Here is a 21,151-nt window from a genome sequence, read left to right as displayed (position 1 = left end):
GATGCGCACCGCCAACGAGATCCTTGCCGCGCTCGGATCCGAGGCCGGGCGCCGCGATCCGATGCCGCTCTTCGCCGAGCTGCATCGGATCGGCCCGGTCTGCCGGCTCGCTCCCGGGAGTTCGCCGTACGCGGTCGTCGTCAACGGGTACGACGCCGCCCAGGAGGCGCTGAAGGACACCAGGTTCCGTCGGTTGCTGTCGGCGGATCCGAACCCGAAGGAGCCGGTACTGCGAAGGCTCGGAGGGTCGATGATGTTCCGCAACGAGCCGGACCATCTGCGGATGCGCAAGGTGTTCCAGGCGGTCCTCACGCCACGCCGGCTGACCGGGTTCGAACCGGTGGTGGACGCGTTGGCCGCCGAGCTCCTGGACGACCTGGGCAAGGCCGGTGCCAACGGCCAGATGATCGATTTCGTCGACTTCGCGTACCGGTTGCCGATCACGGTGATCGGCACGTTCCTGGGCATCCCGCGCTCGGACTTCGGTTGGTTCCGGGACCGGACGCAGCGGATCGACGACTACCTCGATCTCGGTGGCAAGGCTCCCGAGCGGCTGGCGGCGGCGAACCAGGCGGCCGAGGAACTCAACGACTACTACGCCCGGATGATCGCCGACCGCCGGATCCGTCCCCGGGACGACCTGGTCGGATCACTCGTGCACGCGCTGGATTCGGGGACATCGGGGATCGACGAGCAGGAGCTGATCGACAACCTGCTCGTGCTGGTGAACGCCAGCTTCGTGACCACGATGAACCTCCTCACCAACGGACTCGAGCAGCTCCTCTCCCAGCCCGCGCTGGTCGAGGCCGTGCGCGACGATCCCGGACTGGCAGCGGACTACGTCGAGGAGATCCTCCGGCACCAGAGCTCGGTGCAGTTGATCAGCCGGAAGGCATCCGTCGACCTCGAGCTGGCCGGCGAGCCGATCAGCGCGGGGAGTCTCGTCCTCATCCTGCCCGGCGCGGCGAACCGCGATCCGATCAAGCATGCGGACGCGGACACCTTCGATCCGGGACGCGATGATCTGCAGCACCTGTCGTTCGGAGCGGGTCCGTTCTACTGCGTCGGGGCCGCGCTCGCCCGGATGGAAGGGCGTGCGGCGTTCGGGCAGCTGTTCCAACGGTTCCCGAACCTGCGGTTCGAGGGAGAGCCCGTGCGCAGTCATAGCCTGCTGTTGCGTGGACACAGCTCCATGCCGATCCGATTGGGGTGAACCGATGCCGTTGGACCCGCAGGTCGAGGCGATGCGCGCCGAGCGTGAGGGCAACCAGGTGCCACAGCTCTACACCCAGAACCTGGCCGAGGCCAGGGCGGCCGACCTCGCGTCCATCCAGGCCGCGGGTGGGGATGTCGAGCCAGTTCACCACGTGGAGAACCTCACGACCGACGGCGGCGTACCGCTGCGGGTTTACCGGCCGGATCCGACCGGTCCACTGCCGACGGTGATCTACTTCTTCGGCGGCGGGTGGACGCTGGGCAGCATCGAGACCGCCGACGGCATCAGCCGCAAGCTCGCCAATGCCGTTCCCTGTCAGGTGATCACGGTCGGCTATCGGCTGGCGCCGGAGCATCCGTTCCCGGCCGCGGTGCATGACTGCCACGACGCCACGCAGTGGATCGCCGCGCACGCCGGCGACTTGCAGGTCGATCCGTCGCGGCTCGTCGTCGGTGGTGACAGTGCCGGCGGCAACCTTGCGGCGGCGACCACGTTGCTTGCCCGCGACAACGGTCCGGCGCTGGCGGGGCAGTTGCTCGTCTACCCGAACACTCGCTACGGCTCGGACACCATCTCGATGCGGGCCGGCGACGATCCGTACCTCTTCAACAAGACCTCGGTCGGCTGGTACTGGGATCACTACCTGACCGACCCGGCCGACGGTCTCAACCCGCTCGCGTCACCACTGCTCGCCGAGTCGCACGCGGATCTCCCGCCCGCGCTGGTGATCACCGCGGAGTACGATCCGCTCCGCGACGAAGGCGAGTACTACGCCGAGAAGCTGCATGCCGCCGGCGTCCCGATCACCCTCAGCCGGTACGACGGGATGGTGCACGGCTTCTTCGCGATGTCCGGCATCCTCGACGGCGGAAAGAAGGCGATGGCCGAGGCGTCCGCCTGGTTGAGTGGGATCTTCCGCGATGCCTGAGGAATCGCCGAGCCACGATGGCTGACAGCCTCGCCGACTACGAGTCCTTGGCGGCAGCGGTTCTGCCGGCCGCAGTCCGGGACTTTGTTGCCGGTGGCAGCGGTTCCGAGCTGACGCTGCGCCGCAACCGTGCGGCTCTGGAGGCGATCACGCTCACGCCCCGCGTGCTCGCCGGGATCGACGAACCCGACCCGTCCCGCACGCTGCTCGGCAGTCAGCTCACGATGCCGGTCGGAGTCGCCCCCATGGCGTACCAGCGGCTCCTGCACCCCGAAGGGGAACTCCTCCTCGCGGCTGCGGCCGCGACGGCCGGAATCCCCTATGTCATCAGCACTCTGAGCAGCGTCCCGTTGGAGAAGATCGCCGCGGTGACGCCCTCGTGGTTCCAGCTGTACTGGTTACGAGATCGCGGCCTGGTCAGGACTCTGGTAGAGCGTGCCACCGCAGCGGGTTGCGGTGCGCTGATGGTGACCGTCGACGTGCCGGTGATGGGACGCCGGCTGCGCGATGTCCGCAACTCCTTCGCACTGCCGCCGGAGGTCGTTGCGGCCAACATTGTCGACATGGCGACAGAGGCACATGCCGCCGTGCCTGGGCTGTCGGCAGTCGCCGTGCACACCGCGTCCGCGTTCGAACCCGCTGTCGGCTGGTCCGACCTGCAGTGGCTTCGAAGTTCAAGTGAACTTCCGTTGGTGGTGAAGGGGATTCTGGACCCGCGCGACGCCACGCGGGCCGCTGACCTGGGTGCGGACGGGGTGGTGGTCTCGAACCACGGTGGACGCCAGCTGGACGGCGCACCGGCCTCGATCGACGCGCTCGGACCGGTCGTCGATGCCATTGGCAACCACTGCACTGTGATGGTGGATGGTGGAATGCGAGGGGGCATCGATGTGGTGAAGGCACTCGCGCTGGGTGCTTCCGCCGTACTGATCGGACGGCCGTTGCTGTGGGCACTGGCTGTGAATGCTGTGGATGAAGCGCTGGCTCTCCTCAGACAAGAGCTGGGCGATGCGATGCTGCTGGCCGGATGTGCGGACCTGGCCGCGGTCGCGCGGCTGACGACGGGGAGGACCCCATGGCTGATCTCGAGCTGACCGAGCTGCACGGCTCGCTCACCGATCGCGCGCTGAACTCGATGAACTTCCTCAACGAGGTGTCGCACCACTACCCGGACGCGATCTCGCTCGCAGCCGGGCGCCCGACCGAGGAGTACTTCGCGCTCGAGGACCTGCATCGCTACCTTGAGCTGTTCGCCGATCACCTGCGCTCGAAGGGGTACGACGAGTCGGCGGTGCGGCGGACGATCTTCCAGTACGGCCGGACCAAGGGCATCATCCACGACCTGGTCGCCCGCAACCTCGCGGTCGACGAGGACATCCACGTCGATCCCGAGGCGATCGTCGTCACGGTCGGCTGCCAGGAGGCGATGGTTCTCACCCTGCGGGCACTGCGCTCTGGCCCGGACGACGTGCTGCTGGCGATCTCCCCGACGTACGTCGGAATCACCGGTGCGGCTCGCTTGCTCGACTTCCCCGTGCTGCCGGTGACCGAGGACGACGATCTCGCCGCGGTGGTGAAGGCGGCCCGCGCGGACGGGCTGCGCCCGCGAGCTTGCTATGTGATGCCGGACTTCGCCAACCCTTCCGGGCTCAGCCTCGATGTGGACGCCAGACGGCGATTGCTGGAGGTCGCGGCCGAGCAGGAATTGCTCCTGCTCGAGGACAACCCGTACGGACTGTTCCCGGCCTGGGGCGTTGCTCGCGTGCCGACGCTGAAGGCCCTCGACACCGAGCGTCGCGTCATCTACCTCGGTTCGTTCGCCAAGACCGGCCTGCCCGGCGCGCGGGTCGGGTACGTCGTCGCCGACCAGACCGTCGCCGCCCCGGGCGGGAGCATCAACCTTCTCGCCGACGAACTGTCGAAGCTCAAGAGCATGCTCACCGTCAACACCTCGCCGGTCGCGCAGGCGGTGATCGGCGGCAAGCTGCTCGCGCACGACTGCAGCCTGGTCGCCGCGAACCGGCGCGAGCGCGCGGTGTACGCCGCCAATCTCCGCGCGATCACCGACGGCCTGGCCGCCCGGTTCCCCGGCGGTGAGATCACCTGGACTGTGCCGTCCGGTGGCTTCTTCGTGGTCGTCACCGTGCCCTTCCCGGTCGACGACGTACTGCTGGAGAGGTCGGCCCACGAGTACGGCGTGCTCTGGACCCCGATGAGCCACTTCTACGAGGGCGACACCCCGATCCACGCCCTGCGCCTGTCCTGCAGCGCGGTCACGCCGGTCCAGATCGACGCCGCCCTGAACCGTCTCGCCGCGCTCATCGCCGACCAACTGCCGTAACTGGTCCTCCCGGACGGGCCGGAACTGGATCTGTAGGGCGTGCCGGTCCACTTCTAGCGTGAAGTCATGACCACCACGTGCGAGATCCCCACCGTCCAGGTAGCCACCGCCGAGCGCCTGGTGACCGGCCGGTTCGGGCGGTTGCTGGTGATGGTGTTCGGGTCCGGCCTGAGCATGTACCTGCTCACCTCGGTCGTCCCGCTCTACCTGGCCGCCAACGGCTCAGGCGGGATCGGGGCCGGGCTGTCGACCGGCGCGATGATGCTGTCCGCGGTCGGCGTCGAGTTGCTCGTGCCCCGGATGCTGGCCCGCTGGGGCTGCCAGGTCGTCCTCGGCCTCGGGCTGGTCCTGCTCGGCGCTCCCTCGCTGGTCCTCCTGACCACCGCGTCGCTGCCGGCCGTCCTCGCCGTCTGCGTCGTCCGCGGCGCCGGCCTGGCGATCCTGGTCGTCGGCGCGGTCGCCCTGGTCGCCGACCTCACTCCCGCGGCCCGCCGCGGCGAGGGACTGGGCATCTACGGCATCGCTGTCGGCGTCCCGGCCGTCATCGGTCTGCCGCTCGGCGTCTACCTGACCAACCGGATCGGCTTCGACGCCCTGTTCGTCCTCGCCGCGTTCAGTTCGCTCGCCGGACTCGTCACTCTCGTGGGTCTGCCGGCTCGGGTGTCCGCCGAGGAGCAGCACGTGAAGGTGCTCGGTGGCGTACGGCGAAGCGGTCTGCTGATGCCGACCTTCGTCTTCGCGGCCGTGACCGTCGCCGCCGGGATCAGCGTCACCTTCCTGCCGCTGGCCGTCGCCGCGGACAAGCACTCCCTCGTCGCCACCGCTCTGCTGCTGCAGGCCGCGACCGCGCCCGGCGCACGCTGGCTGGCCGGCCGGTACGGCGACCGCGTCGGCCCGGCGAAGTTGCTGGCACCGGCCCTGGTCCTCGCCGCGCTGGGTGCCGGCTCGTTGGTGCTGATCGGCAACCCGATCGCCATCGTGGTGGGCTCGACCCTGTTCGGCCTCGGCTTCGGCGCCGCGCAGAACCTCACCCTGACGATGATGTACCACCGGGTCCCGAACTCCCGCTACGGCCAGGTCAGCGCGCTGTGGAACCTCGCGTACGACGGTGGATGGGGGATGGGCGCCATCATCTTCGGCGCTGTTGTCGCCGGGGCCGGTTACCCACTCGCCTTCGGGCTGACCGCACTCGTCGTTGCGGCTGCTGTCGTACCCGCCGTCAAGGCCCTCCAACCCAGCTGAGCGCCGTTCTACTCGGTGTGAGGTTGGCCCCTGGGTGTGCTGGTCGCAGGAGTGGACCCGGATCCGGTCATCGGAACGTCCGGGCCACCGGCCCAGACTGTGTGGCGCGGATCGAGGCTGGTCTGGGCGGAAGTGGAGGCCGGTGGGGGTGCAGGTCGACAGGAGGTCTCGGCCCTGCTCTCGCCCAGTCGCCCGGTCTCACGCCTGAACACCCCGCGCGAGCGCCGCCCCAGGACCGACACATCCTGTCGACCTGCACATCCGGGCCGCCCACAACTGCACCGGCGAAGACCGCCCCCACACAGGCCCGGGACACGCCCAGAGCCGCAATTGGTTGAAAGGCGATAGTGCGGAGGGCTGCTGGGCGTCAGAGCTTTCCCCTGACCGGGGTGGTGGGGTGGGGTCAGAGTTTGCGGAGCCTGACCCAGCGGACGGCGTGGTCGGGGCCCTTGCGGAGGACCAAGGTGGCGCGGGAGCGGGTGGGGAGGATGTTCTCGCGCAGGTTGGGGCCGTTGATGCCGTCCCAGAGCGACTCGGCCTTCTTGACCGCCTCCTCCCGGCTCAGCTCGCCGTAGCGGACGAAGTACGACTCCGGGTTGCGGAACGCCGTCTCCCACAGCTTGAGGAAGCGGTGCACGTACCAGGACCGGATGTCGTCGGCGGCCGCGTCGACGTACACGGAGAAGTCGAAGAAGTCGCTGACCGCGAGGCCGCTCTTGCCGTCCGCGTGCCGGGGCGCGGGCTGCAGGACGTTCAGGCCCTCGAGCAGCAGGATGTCGGGCTGCTCGACCGTCGTCCGTACGCCGTTCATCCGGTCGTAGTGCAGGTGGGAGTAGACCGGCGCCTCGACCGCGTCCATGCCGGACTTCACCTCGACCACGAAGCGCAGCAGCGACTTGCGGTCATACGACTCCGGGAAGCCCTTGCGCATCATCAGGCTCCGGCGCTCGAGCTCCGCGTTCGGCCAGAGGAAGCCGTCGGTGGTGACGAGCGCGACCCGCGGGTGCTCGGGCCAGCGGGCCAGCAGTTCGCGCAGCAACCGGGCGGTGGTGGACTTGCCGACGGCAACCGATCCGCCGATGCCGATCACGAACGGGGTCCGGGTCGCGGCCGGCTTGCCGAGGAAGCTCTCGGTGTCGGCGTGCAGCGCGCGGGCGTGCCGGACGTAGAGCGAGAGGATCCGCGACAACGGCAGGTAGACCTCGCGGACCTCGTCCATGTCGATCTCGTCACCGAGGCCGCGCAGCCGCTCGATCTCGTCCACCGTCAGCGGGGAGACGGTCGTCTCGGCCAGTTGCGCCCAGGCGGCGCGGTCGAGCTCGGTGTAGGGAGTCACCTCCCGCGACGGCTGCAGCATGAGCCCCATTCTTCCCATCCGCCGGGGGTGCACCCACACCGGGAGGCAGTGGGCTTCGTCTCAATCGGACAACGCCGAAACTTTCGGACCCGCGGCGCCCGGGAGTGACCGGGGTCGTGTGCAAGGATCCGGCGTGATGTTCGACCCCTGCTGGCTCGGCTCTCAGCGGTTGCCCGAGGTGACCGTGCACGCCTCGGGGGCGCTGGCCCAGACGATCCGGGCCGAGCTCCGGCAGACCCGCCGGATCCGGAACGGCGTGGAAGTCGCGCTGTGCGTGCTGACCCGGGTCCGGGAATCGCCGTTGTGGCAGGAGGTCGAGGCCGCGCTGCCGCTCGACGGGCTGGGTGCCGAGGGCTTCGTGGTGGTGCGACGAGGCAACCAACTGGTCGTCGCCGCCGAAGGCGGCCGTGGCTTGCTGTACGGGTACTTCTACCTGCTGCGGTACTTCGAGTGGATGACCGGTGACTTCACCGTGGTCGAGCGGCCGGCCATTCCGGTCCGGATACTCGATCACTGGGACAACATGGCGGGTTCCGTCGAGCGCGGGTACTCAGGTGGATCGATATTCTTCCGCGACGGCCGGGTGGTCCAGGATCTGACCCGGGTACGGGCGTATGCCCGGATGCTGGCGTCGATCGGGATCAACGCGGTCGCGATGGCCGAGACCCGGTTGCTCGCCGACCATCTCCCGGATGTGTCCCGGCTGGCGGCGGTGTTCCGCGAGTACGGGATCGCGCTGAGCCTGGCGGTCGAGATGACCGATCCACCGGACGAGCGGGCGGCGCAGTGGTGGTCGGCCGCGGTCGGGCGCCTGTACGACGCCGTACCCGACCTCGGTGGGTTGGTGGTGTCGGCGGACTCCGAGGGGTGGTCGCCGGCGGACGGTGCGAACCTGCTCGCCCGGGCGTTGGCGCCGTACGGCGGGAGTGTGTTCTGGCGGTCTTGCGGGTACGGCGGCCGGCCGGACTGGCGGGATCGGCGGACGGATCGCGCGCGGGCGGCGTACGACCACTTCATCCCGCTGGACGGGCGGTTCGACGAGAACGTCGTACTGCAGGTGAAGCACGGGCCGCTGGACTTCCAGGCGCGCGAGGCGATGTCGCCGTTGCTGGGGGAGTTGCAGGAGACCGCGTTCGCGGTGGAGTTGCAGGTGACGCAGGAGTACACCGGGCAGCAGCAGGATCTGTGCTACCTCGGGCCGTGGTGGCGGGAGATCCTGCAGTTCGACACGACCGGATCGGGCGGGCCTACCGTTGCCGAGCGCACCGATGCGATCGTTGCCGTCGCCAACGTAGGCGACGATCCGAACTGGACCGGGCACAAGCTTGCCCAGAGCAACCTGTATGCCTACGGCCGGCTGGCCTGGGATCCGGGTGCCGATCCGGTCAGCCTGCTGCACGAGTGGGCCGCGGCGACCTTCGCGATGGACGATCGGACCCGGTCCGAGCTGGTGTCGGTCATGGCCGAGTCCTGGCAGACGTACGAGCGCTACACCGCGCCGCTCGGGGTCGGGTTCATGGTCGCGCCGGAGACGCACTACGGCCCGAACGTGAACGGGTACGAGTACTCGGCGCGCGGGACGTACCACTTCGCCGATCGCTACGGCGTCGGCGTCGACCGCACGGTCGCGACCGGCTCAGGCTTCACCGGGCAGTACCCCGAGCCCCTCGCGAGCCGCTACGAGAACGTCAGCACCTGCCCCGACGAACTCCTGCTGTTCTTCCATCACGTCGGGTACGACCACGTGCTGCAGAACGGCCGTACGGTCCTGCAGCACATCTACGACACCCACTTCCAGGGGTACGACGAGGTGGCGGCGATGCTGACCCGCTGGAAGGCCATCGCGGACCGCTTCGAGCCCGTGGTGCGCGAGAACATCACCTCCCGGCTGGAGGCGCAGCTCGCCAACGCCGCCGACTGGCGGGATCAGGTGAACACGTACTTCTACCGTCTCAGCGGGATAGGGGACGCGGAGGGCCGCACGATCTACGGGTAGGCTGGCCGAAAGTTTCGAGGGGGAGGCGCTCGTGGGTCAGCGGATGACGATCGCGAAGATCGCGGAGCAGGCCGGGGTCTCGGTCCCCACCGTCTCCAAGGTGCTGAACGGTCGCGCCGACGTCGCCGCGGACACCCGGGCCAAGGTCGAGGGCATCATCCAGGAGCACGGCTACCAGCGCCGGACCGCGACTACGGCGAGCAGCCCGATGATCGACCTGGTGTTTCCCGAGCTGAGTGGGGAATGGGCGATCCAGCTGATCCGAGGGGTCGAGGGTGTGCTCCGGGCGGCGGGCGTCGAGCTGGTGCTGTCCGAGTGTGGCGACGCCCGGCGGCCGCGGCAGGACTGGATCGAGTCCGTCCTGAACCGGCGGCCGCTCGGCGTGATCATGGTGTTCTCCGACCTCGACCCGGACCAGCGGGCGCAGCTGGAGGCGCGGCGGATCCCGTTCGTCGTGGTCGACCCGATCGGTGACGAGGGGGACGACGTACCGTCCATCGGCTCGGCGAACTGGAACGGCGGGCGGATGGCGACGCTGCATCTGCGCAAGCTCGGGCATACCCGGATCGGGATGATCGGCGGGCCGGTCGAGACGCTCTGCTCGCGGATGCGCGTCGACGGGTACCAGGACGCGTTGCGCTCGACCGGGATCGCGGTCGATCCCGAGCTGATCCGCGCGGGTGACTTCAGCGTCAGCGGCGGTCACCGGGAAGCTCTCGCGTTGCTCCGGTTGCCTGAGCGGCCGACGGCGATCTTCGCGGGCAGCGACATGCAGGCGCTCGGTGTCTACCAGGCAGCGCGCGAGCTCGGCCTGAAGATCCCGCGCGACCTGTCGGTCGTCGGGTACGACGACCTCCCGGTGGCGCAGTGGGTCGGCCCGACGCTGACGACCGTCCACCAGCCGCTGCACCAGATGGCCGAACTCGCCGCCCGCCTGGTCCTCGACCTCGCGCGCGGCGTCACCCCCGCCGCCCTCCGGATGGACCTGGCTGTGGAGATGCGGATCCGCCAGTCGACGGCGCCCCCGGTGGGCTGACCCCCGCGCCACCAGCGGCGCGTGCTCTTGCGCTGGAGGCGTCCGGTTAGGGTGAGAACCATGATCGTCGGCGTGGGCATCGATGTGGTCGACGTCGAGCGGTTCATGAAGACGCTCGAGCGAACTCCCGGTCTGCGGGATCGGGTGTTCACGCCGACCGAGGCGGTCCGGCCGCCGGCTTCGCTGGCTGCTCGCTTCGCGGCGAAGGAAGCGCTGGCCAAGGCACTCGGCGCACCTGCGGGCATGCTGTGGCACGACGCCGAGGTGCAGACCGACGAAACCGGCCGGCCGTGGCTGGAGATCACCGGCACGGTCGCTGCCCAGGCTTCGCGGCTCGGTGTCCAGAGTCTGCATCTGTCGCTGAGCCACGACGCCGGCATCGCCTCCGCCGTGGTCATCCTGGAGGGCTGAACATGCGCCGCGCGCACACCGTCGAACAGGTCCGGGCCGCCGAGGCCGAGCTGATGGCCCGGCTACCTGAGGGCACCTTGATGCAGCGGGCGGCGACCGGCCTGGCAGTTGCCATCAGCAACTTCCTCGGCGGGACGTACGGCACCCGCGTCGTCCTGCTGATCGGCTCGGGCGACAACGGCGGCGACGCCCTGTACGCCGGTGCCCGGCTCGCCCGCCGCGGCGCCCAGGTCACCGCCGTCCTGCTCTCCGCCAGCGCTCACGCAGCCGGTCTGGAGGCTTTGAAAGCAGCCGGTGGCCGCGTCGGCTCGACCGACGACATCCGCACGGCCGACGTGGTGGTCGACGGCATCGTCGGCATCGGCGGTCGCCCCGGCCTCCGCCCGGACGCCTTGGCCGCGGTCGAGTCGGCCGACGAGTACGACGTACCGATCGTCGCCGTCGACACCCCGTCCGGCGTCGACGTCGACACGGGCGAGACCCCGGAGCCGCACGTCCGCGCAGCACTCACCGTCACCTTCGGCACCCACAAGATCTGCCACTTCATCGATCCTGCCGCCACCGCCTGCGGCCCGGTCCACCTCGTCGAGATCGGCCTCGACCTCCCACCGGCACCGGTCGAGTCCCTCCAGGCCGCCGACGTCCGCGCCCGCTACCGCGTCCCCCACGGCGAGTCCGACAAGTACTCCCGCGGCGTCCTCGGCCTGATGGTCGGCTCCACGCAGTACCCGGGCGCCGCCGTCATCGCCACCGCCGGCGCCCTCGGCGGCCCCGTCGGCATGGTCCGGTACGTCGGCCCGGACGCCGTCGCAGCCGAAGTCCGGGCAGCCCACCCGGAGATCGTGGCCGGCGACGGACGCGTGCAGGCGTGGACCATCGGCTCCGGTCTCGGCGACGAACTCGACATCGACCGGATCCGCGAACTCCTCGACGCCGAGGAGCCCGTCGTTCTCGATGCGGACGGACTGAAGGCGCTCGACGAGTCCGGCGACCACACCGGCGTACTCGTCACTCCGCACGCCGGTGAGTTGGCCCGCATGCTGGGCGTCGACCGCTCCACGGTCGAAGCCAAGCGCCTCGAGCACGCCCGGCTCGCCGCCGAACGCTTCGACGTCACCGTCCTCCTCAAGGGCTCGACGACCGTCATCGCCACCCCCGACGGGCACGTCCGCGTCAACACCAACGCCACCCCGTGGCTGGCCACCGCGGGTGCCGGCGACGTCCTGGCCGGTCTCTGTGGCGCGCTGCTCGCGTCCGGTCTCCCGGCCCTCGATGCGGCTTCCCTCGGCGCCTATCTGCACGCCGCCGCGGCCAACCTCGCTTCGTCGAGTGCCCCGGTCACGGCCCTCTCGGTGGCGGCCGCTCTGCCGGAAGCCACGCGGTACCTGTTGCGCGCCTGAGTGTGTGGACGTAGGACTGGATCTGCCAGTGCCTCCACCGCCTTTGGAGCGTGCACGTGAAGCGATTCGTGGGGTTCGTCGTCCTTGCTCTGATTGCTGTGCTGCCGGTGCCGGTCGCATCGGCGAGTGTGGCCAAGCCGTATGTGGCTGATCGGCAGACGAAGATCGACGTGATGGGGGAGTGGGCCCATCCCGACGATGACACCAGCATCATCGGGCCCTGCGGGGTCTGGCATCAGCGGTACGGCGTGAAGTGTGGCGTGATCCAGGTGACGCGCGGTGAAGGCGGCGGCAACGCGGTCGGCAACGAGCTCGGCCCCGACCTCGGTCTGCGCCGCGAGAACGAGGACCGCGTCGCGCACTACCGGTCCGGAACCGTCGACATCTTCAACCTCGATCGGATCGACTTCTTCTACAACCAGAGCGCGCCGCTGACGCAGTACTTCTGGGACGAGGAGGAGACGCTGCGCCGGGTGACCCGGGTCATCCGCGAGACGCAGCCGGAGATCTACATCGGGTTCACGCCGACCCTCGCCGCCGGTCACGGCAACCACCAGCAGGCCGGCCGGCTGATCTGGGAAGGCGTCATCGCAGCCGCCGACCCGAACCGGTTCCCCGAGCAGCTGAAGGGTCCGCACGCGCTCAGCACCTGGCAGGTGAAGAAGGTCTTCTCCGGCGGCACCACCGCCGGCACCGGCGGTACGACGACAGCCGCGAACTGCACCACCGGCTTCACCCCGACCGGCCTGGACACCGTGGCGGGCGTGTGGACCGGCTACGACTCGCCGTACAAGTGGCCGGCGGGGAACGTGCAGGGACAGCCGGCCGGGACCGCGAAGATCTGGCAGCAGATCGCGGACGAGGGGCGCTCGGCGTACCCGACGCAGAGCCGGGTGATGTTCAAGGGGACTTCGGTTCCGGCGTGCTCGCGGTTCGGCATGACCGAGTCGTTCGTGCCGTTCCAGCCGAACAGCAGTCCGCAGGCCGGGCTCGACGAGGCGATCCTGTTCGGCGCGACCAAGCCCGATCCCGGTGGGCTCCCGCTGGGGACGTTGGAGTACCTGACCTTCTCGCGGTTCTACAACGTCGCCGGTGAGCCGTTCCAGGCGACCGTGCACCTCCAGGCGCCGTCCGGGAAGCTTGCCGAAGGCAACATCGAGCTGACCGTGCCGGCCGGGTGGACCACGGACGGACCGAAGCCCGTCCCGGCGAAGTCGACCGCCGACATCACCTTCACGGTGACCGCGGCGGCCAACGCACCGGTGGACCAGAACGCGAAGGTCGCCGCCCGCTACACCACCGCTCATGCGTCCGGCTACACCGACAACGTCGTACGGATCGTGGCCGCGGCGGAAGGTCGCTTCCAGCGGTGGGGGAACTGGCAGGAGTACGACCAGTGGCTGCAGAACACCGCGCCGCAGGCCAACCGTCTCGGCCGGTCGCAGGCTATCCAGTCGATGGGGATCGGCCAGACGATCGACCTGCCGGTTGTCGTGCACAACTGGTCGGCGCAGCAGCAGAGTGGTGCGGTGTCGCTCGACCTGCCGGCCGACTTCACGGTCGACACGCCCTCGAAGCCGTACGACCTTCAGCCCGGCGCGGACGTCACCGTGACGTTCAAGCTGACCAACACCGACACGTCGCTGCCGGCGAACCAGAACGTGTCGATCCCGATCCGGACCGCCACGGGCAGTGAGACGCTGACGCTGACCCTGGTGCCGACGACGGTCATCCCGCAGGCGACCCCGGTGGTCGACGGCAAGGCGGGGCCGGGCGAGTACCCGGGCCCGACGCTCGACCTCGGCCGGATCTGGCAGGGCGCGGCCACGTGCACCGGCGTGGACGACTGCGGCGTTTCGTCAACCGGAGAAGGCAGTACGGCGAAAGTGAGCTGGTCCGACGACGCGCTCTACTTCTTCGTCCACGTGCGCGACGACTACCAGTCGTACGCCGTGAGTCCGGCGGAGTGTGTCGGTCACTGGCAGGCCGACTCCGTCGAGATCCTGCTCGACCCGCGTGGGAACGCATCGGAGGCGCTGAAGGACACCGCGAACACGTTCAAGCTCGGCATCTTCCCGTTCACCCAGAGCGGCGGGCCCTGCTGGGAGCGGGATGCGGACAACCGCCAGGGCTACTCGAGCGGTTCGCTCGACACCGGCAACGCACCGGGCGTGCAGGTCGCGTCGACCGCGCGGTGGGTCGGCAGCAACGAGACCACGGTCCCGCACGCGTACGCCGGTGGCGGGTACGACCTCGAGGTCAAGATCCCGCTGGCCGACCTGCCCGCCGCCGTCGACCCGACCCGGCTGGGCCTGAACATCACGCCGTACGACAACGACGACACCTCGGCTGCCGGTACGACGACGCTGCGGCACATCGACATGAGTACGCGGCTGGCCTGGTCGGCACTCGGCTCGGTCCAGTCCGACCCGTACCGCTGGGGCCTCGCGACCCTGCCGGGCTACACGCCACCGGCGGATCGCCCGACCACCCCGGCACCGCCGAACGTCTCCAACCCGAACCTGAACGGAGCCCTGTCGCCCCAGACCATCGCCCAGTCCGCCCGCAACGGCGTACCGATCTCCGGCCGCGTCCCGACCAGCGACCTGAAGATCCTGTCCGCCGGACTCAGCGGAAACGCCGTGGACATCGTCACCAGTTCGAGTGGAGCCGGTACGGCCCGGGCGTTCCTGACCACCGGCCAGCTCGGTGCGATCCCGGTCTGGACGACCAGCTGTTCACCGGCTGCGGATCCAGCGCCCGACTACGGTCTGACACCCTGCGCAGTCACCGACGGCGGCATCCCGCCATGGTCCCCGGACATGAGCGGTCATCTCGTCCAACAGTCCAGCCAGCAGATCAACCACGGCGTCCAGCACTGGTCCATCCCACTCACCGCGGCCCAACGCGCCACGCTGAGTGCCGACGGCCGGCTGCTCGTCTCCTACGAAACCCCGCAGAACGAGGTCCAGGCGTTCGACGTCCTGCTCAGCCGGCGGTGAAGTCGAGTCCGCCGGCCGCTGTCCGGAGCTTCAACGTGGACGAGTCGATCTCGTAGCTGACGTCGCCCTTCAAGGCATTGAGGAGAGTGGTCTCGAGGGTCGCCGCGTCGCCGGTGCAGGCGCGGCGGGTGGTGGCGAGTTCGCCGAAGGTGAGCTTGCCGGTGGAACGCGCCACCATGCCCTGGAAGTCGTTGCACCCGGTCGATCCGGTGACGCGCTCGCCGTCGAGGGTCATCCACGCCTTCTCGAAGCCGGCCTGGTGGGTGGCGGCGTCGCCGGTGACGACGGTGGTCAGGGTCCACTTCGTGCCGTCCAGAGCGCGGGCCGGCTCGGCGGTGGCGCGGTCCACCAGCGAGATCGTCGTGCTGCCGGCGGTGAGGTCGAGCTTGCTACCGTCGAGCTTCCAGGCCGGTTTGCCGGAGAGGATGTTCGCCAGCCAGGAGTCCTGACCCTGCTGCAGACCGGGGCAACCCATCATGGTCATCGCCAGCCCGCCCTCGAGCGTCAGCTTGCCGCCACTCGTCGACACCTTCGACTGCATCGAGTTGCAGCCGGCATCCGCGACCAGGCGGCCGTCGTCGGTGAACTCCAGGCGGACCCGGGTGTTCGGCGCGAGCTGCTTGGGCTGCCCGTTCTCGGTCACGGCAGTGGACAGGAACGACTTGCCGGTCAGTGACGCACCCGTGTCGGGCTCGTTCCCACAGGCGGTCAGGACCAGCAGCAAACCGGCGGCGGCCAGGGCGATCGTCCGCATCTTCACACCCTACGGACGCCGGCGGCCCGGCCTTCGTTGCAGTGTGAAGGCTTGGTTAAGTCGGGCCCCCGAGTTGGCAGGTCAGATCACGGTTGGATAACGTCGCGGCGTACGCGAGAGCGAACGAGAAGGACAAGACCGGTACGCCGGTCTGCCGGATCGGATCGGTGTTTCTGGGGACCGCCGCCTGTTTCTGGCCCCACTGGGGACCAAACCAACATTTGTTGGGTCACACTGAAGCACTGGGGCAACGCAGAGTGGCCCGTCGAGCAGACGAGGAATGTGTTTTCCATGCCCCCCATCCGAACTGCCCGGAGTCGCAAGATCATCCCGGCGGTGTTCCTTGCCGTCGGCGCGCTCGTCGCCGCGCCGATCGTCGTTCACGCGGCCAAGGACTCCCCGGTGTCAACTGCGAACGCCGCGGACAGCACGGTGACTGCCCTCCCGAGCGTCGGACGCGTCGAGACCTGCGTCCTGGATGCCTACTCCAGCTGTACCGTCCTGCACGGCTTCGCCCAGAAGCCGGTCGCCATCACCGCGACCGCTTCCGGACCGGCGATCCTCTCGATCGACCCGAGCAAGACCACCGACCAGAGCTACCGGCTGCGCGCTTTGCGCTACGACGGCCAGAAGTACCCCGCCGGCACCAAGTTGACCTACACGGCGCACTACGACTTCACGGCCGCGCCCGCGCAACCCACCACTCCGGCGCCGACCACCACGACGACGCCGACCAAGCCGCCGACGACCAGCACGCCGACGCCGTCCCAGACGCCGACGACCACGACGACGCCGACCAAGCCGCCGACGTCGACTCCGACGACGACCACGCCCAGCACGACGACCCCCACGTCGACGGGCAGCCCGAGCCAGACCTGCACCAACCCGTCGTTCGTCACCACGTCGACGAACAACCAGGGTGACGGCCAGTCGTTCGGCGCCTACTACGTCCACAACAACATGTGGAACAACGACAACGGCACGTACACGCTGAGTGCCTGCAACTACAACAACTGGTTCCTCGACGTCACCCAGCCGCTGCCGGGTGACAAGGGCGTCCAGGCGTACCCGAACGTGCACAAGGACTACAACGACGTCGCGCTGTCGAAGATCCAGTCGGCCAAGTTCGCGGCGACCACGCCCGCCAGCTGCTCCGCCTGCATCTACGACGTCGCGTTCGACGCCTGGATCGGCGACGGTCTGAACAACGAGCTGATGATCTGGACCGACAACAAGGGCCAGGTCCCGGCTGGGAACAAGGTCGGCACCGTGTCGTTCGGCGGCTTCACGTACGACGTCTGGCACGAGAACGGCTACACCGCGTACGTGTCCCAGGTGACGCAGAAGTCCGGCACGATGCCGCTGGCCAGCTTCTTCAACGACATGTCCTCCCGCGGCTGGGCCCCGAAGGCCACCACGTGGCAGGTCGACTTCGGCGTCGAGGTGGTGTCCACCGGCAACACCAAGCAGCGCTTCAACTTCACCGACTTCTCCATCCAGGAGAACTGACCCCTCGCGCTCTCGCGATACCCGCGGCCGCCGTGACTCCCCCAGGTCACGGCGGCCGCATTGCATAGGGTGCGGTTGTGATCGGACTCGTGATCTTCGACAACGACGGCGTACTGGTGGACTCCGAGCGGCTGGCCAACACGATCCTGGCCGAGCTGCTCACGGAGGCCGGGCTGCCCTACACCTTCGAGGAGACCGTGCGTGACTTCATGGGCGGCAGCATGGCGTCGATGCGGCAGCAGGCCGAGGCCCGGCTCGGGCGGCCGCTGCCCGCGGACCTCGAGGATCGCTACCACCAGCGGCTCTTCGACGGGTTCGCGCACCTGCGGGCGATCGAGGGCGTCGAGGCTGTCCTCGATCACCTGGAGGCGCGCGGCGTAACGTACTGTCTCGCGTCGTCCGGCACCCACCGCAGGATCCGTACGGCGCTGACCGCGGTGGGGTTCCTGGATCGGTTCGACGGCCGGATCTTCAGCGCCGAGGATGTTGCCCACGGCAAGCCCGCGCCCGATCTGTTCCTGCACGCGGCCGGTTCGATGGGCGTGAAACCGGCCGACTGCCTGGTCGTCGAGGACAGCCCGCTGGGTGTCGCCGCGGCGGTTGCGGCCGGCATGAAGGTGTTCGGGTACGCCGGGATGACGGACCCCGCGAAGCTCTGCGATGCGGATGCGGTGTTCCACGACATGACCGCCCTGGCAGACCTGATCGACGCGGCCTGAGACACTGGAGGGGCTATGTCTACCCTCCAGTCACCTAGCGGCGACCGCCCGGTCCGCGCCGAGGCCGTCGTCGACCTGGCCGCGATCCGGCACAACGTGGCTACGCTGCGTGCCCGTGCCGCCGGCGCGCAGCTGATGACGGTCGTCAAGGCCGACGGATACGGGCACGGAATGGTCCCGGTCGCCCGGGCCGCCCGCGAGGCCGGCGCCGACTGGATCGGCGCCGCCGTCCTCGAGGAGGCGCTCGCGCTGCGTGACGCGGGCGACACCGGGCCGATCTTCTGCTGGCTGACCACGCCCGGCGAGCCGCTGGCCGACGCGATTGCCGCCGGCATCGATCTGTCCGCGGGCGCGCCCTGGGAGATCGACGAACTGGTCGCCGGCGTGGCGGACCGGCCGGCCCGGGTGCACCTGAAGATCGACACCGGGATGAGCCGCGGCGGCGCCGTACCCGAGGAGTGGCCGGCGCTGATCCGGGCCGCGGCGCGGGCACAGGCGACCGGCCGGATCGAGGTCAAGGGCATCTGGTCGCATCTGGCGTCGTCGGACGAGCCGAAGAGCCCGGTCAACGAATCCCAGCTCGCGACGTTCACCGAGGCGATCGACGTTGCGGCCTCGTTCGGCATCGACGCCGAGTTCAAGCACCTGGCGAACTCCGGTGCCACGCTGGCGCTGCCGGAGACCCACTTCAACCTGGTCCGCCCGGGGGTGGCGACGTACGGGCTCTCGCCGTTCGGGCACACGCTGCCCTCGGCCGAGCTCGGGTTGCGGCCGGCGATGACGCTGCGGGCGCGGTTCGCGATGGTCAAGCGGGTGCCGGCCGGGGCGGGCGTCTCCTACGGGCTGACCTGGACCGCGCCGCGGCCGTCGACGCTGGGGCTGATCCCGCTCGGGTACGGCGACGGCCTGCCACGGCACGCGTCCAATGGTGCTCCGGTCCAGGCGGGTGGCAGGCGACGGACGATCGTCGGACGGATCTGCATGGATCAGTGTGTGGTCAACCTCGAGGACGACCAGGCGGCCGCGGGCGACGAGGTGGTGCTGTTCGGCCCCGGGGCCACCGGCGAGCCGACGGCGGACGACTGGGCCGATGTCGCCGGGACCATCAACTACGAGATCGTGACCCGGCTGGGCGCCCGGATCCCCCGCCGGTACGTCGACAGTTCTGACACCACCCCCGTCGAAAGGTAGACCGGTATGTCCAAAGCAGGACGGACTGCTGGTCTGATCGGGGCCGCGGTCGGCGTGCTGGCCGCAGGAGCGGCGGCCGGGGTCGCGGTCGAGCGGCAGGTGATCGGCCGGCGTTCAGGTCAGCGTGCACAGTTGGAGGCCGAGCCGTTCGGTTCGCTGCGCGGCACTCCGCACGTCTTCACCGCCGACGACGGCGTCGAGCTGTACGTCGAGGTCGACGAGCTCAAGCGGTCGCGCCGCCCGGCCCCTCCACCGAAGCGCAGGTTCGGCAAGAAGCTGCCGCTGCCGCCGGAGGACCTGACCCTGATCTTCGCCCACGGCTACGGGCTGAACATGGACTCCTGGCACTTCGAGCGCCGCGACCTGGCCGGCATCGGCACGATGGTGTTCTACGACCAGCGCTCGCACGGGCGGTCCGGCCGCTCGCCCAAGGACCACGTCACCATCGAGCAACTCGGTCAGGACCTGTACGGGATCCTGGCCGAGTTCGCGCCGACCGGGCCGGTGATCCTGATCGGCCACTCGATGGGCGGTATGACGATCATGGCGCTGGCCGAGCAGCATCCGGAGATCTTCGGTGACCGGGTCATCGGCGTCGGCCTGTGCTCGACCAGCGCGGGCGGGCTGGACGACGTACCGATCGTGTTCCCGGGCAAGCTGGGCATGCTGGCCCGGGCGCTCGCCACCCCGACGGTCTCGGCGCTGGCGCGGATCCCGGACGTGGTCGAGCGCAGCCGCAAGGCGGGGACGGACATCAGCTACCTGCTGACCCGGAAGTACTCGTTCGGCTCCGAGGTCCCGCCGGCGTACACCGAGTTCGTCAACGAGATGATCGCGGCCACGCCGATCGAGGTGATCGCGGAGTTCTATCCGATCTTCGCGCTGCACGACAAGTTCGACTCCCTGGAGCCGCTGCAGAAGGTGGAGTGCGTCGTGATCGCGGGCGACAAGGACCACCTGACCCCGTTCTCGCATGCGGAGGAGATCGTCCGGCGGGTGCCCGGCGCGGAGCTGGTCGAGGTGAAGAACTGCGGCCACCTGGGCCTGATCGAGCACCACCGCGAGTACACCGCCGCCCTCCTCGGCATGATCGAACGAGCCGAACAATCCCTAGGAAACACATGACCGACCTGCACGTCGTCGACGCCACGGCGGATCACGTCGACCAGATCGTGGCGGTGATCCACCACGCCTTCTCCGCCCGCCGGGTGCTCGACCCGCCGGCCACCGCACTGTCCGAGAACCCCACGACGGTGGCCGCCGCCATCGCGGAGCACGGCGGACTGCTCGTGCTGATCGACGGGGCGCCGGCCGGCGCGTTGCTGTTCAAGCAGTCCGGTGACGTACTCACCCTGCGCTGCGTGTCGGTGGACCCGCGCCACCAGGGCCACGGCGTGGCCTCGGCGATGGTGGGTTGCGCCGAAGAGGCCGCCGTACGGCGTGGTGTGAGCCGGGTGAACCTGATCGCGCGGGTCGAGTTGCCGGACACCGTGGAGTTCTGGCGGCGGCGTGGGTACGCGGTGGTCGAGCAGCATGACCACAACCTCATCTACGCGAAGGCGATGCCGCTCGAGCTCACCGTGCCGACTGCCGACGACATGCAGGCGATCGGCGAGGAGCTCGCGGGGCAGTTGCGGGCGGGCGACGTACTCGTGCTGTCCGGTGACCTGGGGGCCGGCAAGACGACCTTCACGCAGGGGCTGGGCGTGGGGCTGAAGGTGCGCGGTTCCATCACGTCGCCGACGTTCGTGATCTCGCGGGTGCACCCGTCACTGGCCGGCGGTCCGGCGTTGGTGCATGTGGATGCCTATCGGCTCGGTGGATTCGCCGAGCTGGACGACCTCGACCTCGACGCGAGTCTGGAGGACGCGGTCACCGTGGTCGAATGGGGTCATGGCCTGGCCGAGGCGCTGGCGCCGGACCGGCTGGACATTGTCGTGACCCGCGGCGACGACGACACCGACGAGACGCGCGAGCTGCGGATCACCCCGGTGGGTCCGCGCTGGGCGGCGTCCGGCGTCCGCGTATCTGTGCTGGAGAAGAACTGAG

At 69.4% G+C, this 21,151-nt stretch carries 17 protein-coding genes; 15 read left to right on the top strand and 2 right to left on the bottom strand.

The window, feature by feature from the left end; translation table 11 throughout:
* Nucleotide 1 precedes the first annotated feature (1 nt).
* The 5 genes from OG555_RS07345 (at nucleotide 2) to OG555_RS07325 (ending at nucleotide 5,727) form a co-directional block, all read left to right on the top strand.
* A complete protein-coding gene (locus OG555_RS07345) occupies nucleotides 2–1,213 on the top strand; it encodes a cytochrome P450 (protein ID WP_329482063.1) in 1,212 nt (403 codons plus the stop codon).
* 4 nt (nucleotides 1,214–1,217) lie between these two features.
* A complete protein-coding gene (locus OG555_RS07340; protein ID WP_329482062.1) occupies nucleotides 1,218–2,144 on the top strand; it encodes an alpha/beta hydrolase in 927 nt (308 codons plus the stop codon).
* A gap of 17 nt (nucleotides 2,145–2,161) precedes the next feature.
* Nucleotides 2,162–3,238 (top strand): alpha-hydroxy acid oxidase, encoded by a 1,077-nt coding sequence (locus OG555_RS07335; RefSeq protein ID WP_329482061.1) that lies wholly within the window; start codon nucleotides 2,162–2,164, stop codon nucleotides 3,236–3,238.
* Nucleotides 3,220–4,485, top strand: a complete 1,266-nt coding sequence (locus tag OG555_RS07330; RefSeq protein WP_329482060.1) for an aminotransferase-like domain-containing protein — start codon at nucleotides 3,220–3,222, stop codon at nucleotides 4,483–4,485. The genes OG555_RS07335 and OG555_RS07330 overlap by 19 nt, the downstream gene beginning before the upstream one ends.
* Before the next feature lie 66 nt (nucleotides 4,486–4,551).
* Complete coding sequence (locus tag OG555_RS07325; protein ID WP_329482059.1) at nucleotides 4,552–5,727, top strand: MFS transporter; 1,176 nt, start codon at nucleotides 4,552–4,554, stop codon at nucleotides 5,725–5,727.
* Nucleotides 5,728–6,130: 403 nt separating this feature from the next.
* Here OG555_RS07325 and coaA read toward each other — a convergent pair whose 3' ends face one another.
* Nucleotides 6,131–7,084, bottom strand: coding sequence for a type I pantothenate kinase (gene coaA / locus OG555_RS07320; protein WP_329482058.1), 954 nt, complete (start codon nucleotides 7,082–7,084; stop codon nucleotides 6,131–6,133).
* Nucleotides 7,085–7,220: 136 nt separating this feature from the next.
* Between coaA and OG555_RS07315 the strand changes: the two genes are divergently transcribed.
* The 5 genes from OG555_RS07315 to OG555_RS07295 are packed head-to-tail and all read left to right on the top strand — an operon-like array spanning nucleotide 7,221 to nucleotide 14,929.
* Nucleotides 7,221–9,080, top strand: coding sequence for an alpha-glucuronidase (locus OG555_RS07315; protein ID WP_329484782.1), 1,860 nt, complete (start codon nucleotides 7,221–7,223; stop codon nucleotides 9,078–9,080).
* Between the two features lie 31 nt (nucleotides 9,081–9,111).
* Complete coding sequence (locus OG555_RS07310) at nucleotides 9,112–10,116, top strand: LacI family DNA-binding transcriptional regulator (protein ID WP_329482057.1); 1,005 nt, start codon at nucleotides 9,112–9,114, stop codon at nucleotides 10,114–10,116.
* 60 nt (nucleotides 10,117–10,176) lie between these two features.
* Nucleotides 10,177–10,527 (top strand): holo-ACP synthase, encoded by a 351-nt coding sequence (locus tag OG555_RS07305; protein ID WP_328526199.1) that lies wholly within the window; start codon nucleotides 10,177–10,179, stop codon nucleotides 10,525–10,527.
* A gap of 2 nt (nucleotides 10,528–10,529) precedes the next feature.
* Nucleotides 10,530–11,927 carry an NAD(P)H-hydrate dehydratase gene (locus OG555_RS07300; protein WP_329482056.1) on the top strand — a complete coding sequence of 466 codons (1,398 nt, stop codon included), beginning with the start codon at nucleotides 10,530–10,532 and terminating at the stop codon, nucleotides 11,925–11,927.
* Nucleotides 11,928–11,983: 56 nt separating this feature from the next.
* Nucleotides 11,984–14,929, top strand: coding sequence for a PIG-L family deacetylase (locus tag OG555_RS07295; RefSeq protein ID WP_329482055.1), 2,946 nt, complete (start codon nucleotides 11,984–11,986; stop codon nucleotides 14,927–14,929).
* Here the strand turns inward: OG555_RS07295 and OG555_RS07290 are convergent.
* Nucleotides 14,916–15,683, bottom strand: coding sequence for an META domain-containing protein (locus OG555_RS07290; RefSeq protein ID WP_329482054.1), 768 nt, complete (start codon nucleotides 15,681–15,683; stop codon nucleotides 14,916–14,918). The genes OG555_RS07295 and OG555_RS07290 overlap by 14 nt on opposite strands.
* Before the next feature lie 291 nt (nucleotides 15,684–15,974).
* On the opposite strand from OG555_RS07290, the gene OG555_RS07285 reads away from it, so the two are divergent.
* The 5 genes from OG555_RS07285 (at nucleotide 15,975) to tsaE (ending at nucleotide 21,150) form a co-directional block, all read left to right on the top strand.
* A complete protein-coding gene (locus OG555_RS07285) occupies nucleotides 15,975–17,192 on the top strand; it encodes a GH12 family glycosyl hydrolase domain-containing protein (RefSeq protein WP_329482053.1) in 1,218 nt (405 codons plus the stop codon).
* Between the two features lie 77 nt (nucleotides 17,193–17,269).
* Nucleotides 17,270–17,911, top strand: coding sequence for an HAD family hydrolase (locus tag OG555_RS07280; RefSeq protein ID WP_329482052.1), 642 nt, complete (start codon nucleotides 17,270–17,272; stop codon nucleotides 17,909–17,911).
* A gap of 15 nt (nucleotides 17,912–17,926) precedes the next feature.
* On the top strand, nucleotides 17,927–19,102 hold the full coding sequence (gene alr, locus OG555_RS07275) for an alanine racemase (RefSeq protein ID WP_329482051.1): 1,176 nt from the start codon (nucleotides 17,927–17,929) through the stop codon (nucleotides 19,100–19,102).
* Between the two features lie 6 nt (nucleotides 19,103–19,108).
* Nucleotides 19,109–20,227 carry an alpha/beta fold hydrolase gene (locus OG555_RS07270; protein WP_329482050.1) on the top strand — a complete coding sequence of 373 codons (1,119 nt, stop codon included), beginning with the start codon at nucleotides 19,109–19,111 and terminating at the stop codon, nucleotides 20,225–20,227.
* On the top strand, nucleotides 20,224–21,150 hold the full coding sequence (tsaE, locus tag OG555_RS07265; RefSeq protein WP_329482049.1) for a tRNA (adenosine(37)-N6)-threonylcarbamoyltransferase complex ATPase subunit type 1 TsaE: 927 nt from the start codon (nucleotides 20,224–20,226) through the stop codon (nucleotides 21,148–21,150). The genes OG555_RS07270 and tsaE overlap by 4 nt, the downstream gene beginning before the upstream one ends.
* Nucleotide 21,151 lies beyond the last annotated feature (1 nt).

Source organism: Kribbella sp. NBC_01484 (assembly GCF_036227145.1).
Classification (GTDB): Bacteria; Actinomycetota; Actinomycetes; order Propionibacteriales; family Kribbellaceae; genus Kribbella.
The sequence above is the reverse complement of the archived record's forward strand: the minus strand, read 5'-3'. Positions and strand labels throughout refer to the sequence as shown.

What these genes read in the sequence shown, in the direction of transcription:
- OG555_RS07345 (WP_329482063.1), top strand. Translation starts at nt 2, where the DNA reads ATGCGCACCGCCAACGAGATCCTTGCCGCGCTCGGATCCGAGGCCGGG.
- OG555_RS07340 (WP_329482062.1), top strand. Translation starts at nt 1,218, where the DNA reads ATGCCGTTGGACCCGCAGGTCGAGGCGATGCGCGCCGAGCGTGAGGGC.
- OG555_RS07335 (WP_329482061.1), top strand. Translation starts at nt 2,162, where the DNA reads ATGGCTGACAGCCTCGCCGACTACGAGTCCTTGGCGGCAGCGGTTCTG.
- OG555_RS07330 (WP_329482060.1), top strand. Translation starts at nt 3,220, where the DNA reads ATGGCTGATCTCGAGCTGACCGAGCTGCACGGCTCGCTCACCGATCGC.
- OG555_RS07325 (WP_329482059.1), top strand. Translation starts at nt 4,552, where the DNA reads ATGACCACCACGTGCGAGATCCCCACCGTCCAGGTAGCCACCGCCGAG.
- coaA (WP_329482058.1), bottom strand. Translation starts at nt 7,084, where the DNA reads ATGCTGCAGCCGTCGCGGGAGGTGACTCCCTACACCGAGCTCGACCGC.
- OG555_RS07315 (WP_329484782.1), top strand. Translation starts at nt 7,221, where the DNA reads ATGTTCGACCCCTGCTGGCTCGGCTCTCAGCGGTTGCCCGAGGTGACC.
- OG555_RS07305 (WP_328526199.1), top strand. Translation starts at nt 10,177, where the DNA reads ATGATCGTCGGCGTGGGCATCGATGTGGTCGACGTCGAGCGGTTCATG.
- OG555_RS07300 (WP_329482056.1), top strand. Translation starts at nt 10,530, where the DNA reads ATGCGCCGCGCGCACACCGTCGAACAGGTCCGGGCCGCCGAGGCCGAG.
- OG555_RS07290 (WP_329482054.1), bottom strand. Translation starts at nt 15,683, where the DNA reads ATGCGGACGATCGCCCTGGCCGCCGCCGGTTTGCTGCTGGTCCTGACC.
- OG555_RS07285 (WP_329482053.1), top strand. Translation starts at nt 15,975, where the DNA reads ATGCCCCCCATCCGAACTGCCCGGAGTCGCAAGATCATCCCGGCGGTG.
- alr (WP_329482051.1), top strand. Translation starts at nt 17,927, where the DNA reads ATGTCTACCCTCCAGTCACCTAGCGGCGACCGCCCGGTCCGCGCCGAG.
- OG555_RS07270 (WP_329482050.1), top strand. Translation starts at nt 19,109, where the DNA reads ATGTCCAAAGCAGGACGGACTGCTGGTCTGATCGGGGCCGCGGTCGGC.
- tsaE (WP_329482049.1), top strand. Translation starts at nt 20,224, where the DNA reads ATGACCGACCTGCACGTCGTCGACGCCACGGCGGATCACGTCGACCAG.